This is a genomic window from Microbacterium umsixpiens (assembly GCF_053543675.1).
This window is the reverse complement of sequence record NZ_JBLVOH010000064.1, coordinates 1-1,458: the sequence shown is the minus strand read 5'-3', so window position 1 is coordinate 1,458 and position 1,458 is coordinate 1. Positions and strand designations below refer to the sequence as shown.

Genomic DNA, 1,458 nt, shown 5'->3' with positions numbered 1-1,458 from the left:
ACGCGCCGCCCCGACCGGGACGGCGCTTCCTCGATCGCGCGTGATCAGCGACGACGAGCACGGACCGTCTTGATCCAGCCGTCGACGATGTCCCAGCCGACGCCGAGCGCGACACCGAATCCCAGCAGCACGGCGAGGATGCGGAACACCCCGCCCTCGTCGGCCGATTCCGCCTGTCCTGCTGCGAAGCCCTCCCCGCCGGCCGCGGTGATCTGCGCGAGGAACTCCGGATTCACCAGGTCTCCGGTCAGCAGCGGGACGAGCACCCAGGCGAGGAACGCCAGGGCGAGGATCGTGTTCGTCACGGCCAGCCCCGTGGTCCAGCGGCCTCTGCGGTAGAGCACGACCGCGAACACGGCCTCCGCGACGATGAGCAGGAACAGGACGCCGATCCCCCACGGCCACAGTTGCGGGTTCAGGATCGGCAAGGTCTCGCCGTCGACGTGGACGAAGCCGCGGTAGCGATCCCAGAGGAGAGCACCGATCGCGATGCCGAGGAAGACGAGCGACGCGATCAGCTCGCTGCGCCCCACTCCCTTCTCGGTCGGCTCCGGCAGCTGGTCGAGATCCCACTTCTCGATCGCCGTCGTGCTGTTCGAACGCTCGAGGATGACGAAGACGAGCGTGGTCCAGAAGCAGATGTGGAGGATTGCCCCGCCGGTCGCCACGATCGACGTCGAGATGATCTCGCCCACGGGGGCACCGGAGATGGTCTGTCCCAGTGCGACGCCGCCGAGGACGCAGACCGGGACGATCATCAGCAGCAGCTTGAGCAGCCGCCACCAGGTCAGGTAGAAGCGCGGGCCGATGAGGTACAACGGGCGATCCGCGTACCCGGCGGCCAGGACTCCGGGGTCACCGAGCTCGGTGAGGACGGCGCGCTCGGCGTCTTCCGGCGCCTCGCCCTGCTCGAGCCTCGCCTCGATCGCGTCGGCGATGGAGGCTTCGAGCTCGGCGCGGACGTCGTCCTGTGCCTCGGGCCGGAGACTGCGGATCGTCGCGCTGATGTAGCGCTCGGTGAGTGTGGCTGTGGTGGTCATGTCAGTTCTCCTCTGCGGTGAGGGAGGCGATCGCCGTGGTGAGCGACCGCCATTCGTCGGTGAGGGTGTCGGCGAGGCGGATGCCGGCATCCGAGGTGCGGTAGAACTTGCGGGGCCTGGCCTCGTCGGTGTTCCACTCGCTCGTGAGGTACTCCTGCTTCTCGAGTCGTCGCAGCAGCGGGTACAGCGTGTTGGCGTCGGTCGCGAAGCCTCGCTGCTCGAGCTGCTCGAGCAGCGAGTATCCGTATCCCGGCGTGCGCAGCAGCTGCAGGCAGGCCAGCACCACCGTGCCGCGGCGCAGCTCCTGCAGGTGCGTGTCGAGCGTCTCATTCATGTCGATCACATTACTGTGCGTCACACACCATTGTCAATCACACATTTATGCCTGACCTACCCCCTCCTCCCCCTCGGGATAGCC

2 protein-coding genes are annotated in these 1,458 nt (G+C 67.5%); both read right to left on the bottom strand.

The window, feature by feature from the left end; translation table 11 throughout:
- Positions 1-44: 44 nt before the first annotated feature.
- Positions 45-1,040, bottom strand: a complete 996-nt coding sequence (locus ACNPM4_RS06350) for a permease prefix domain 1-containing protein (RefSeq protein ID WP_448985103.1) — start codon at positions 1,038-1,040, stop codon at positions 45-47.
- 1 nt (position 1,041) lies between these two features.
- Complete coding sequence (locus ACNPM4_RS06345) at positions 1,042-1,374, bottom strand: PadR family transcriptional regulator (protein WP_029259789.1); 333 nt, start codon at positions 1,372-1,374, stop codon at positions 1,042-1,044.
- Positions 1,375-1,458 lie beyond the last annotated feature (84 nt).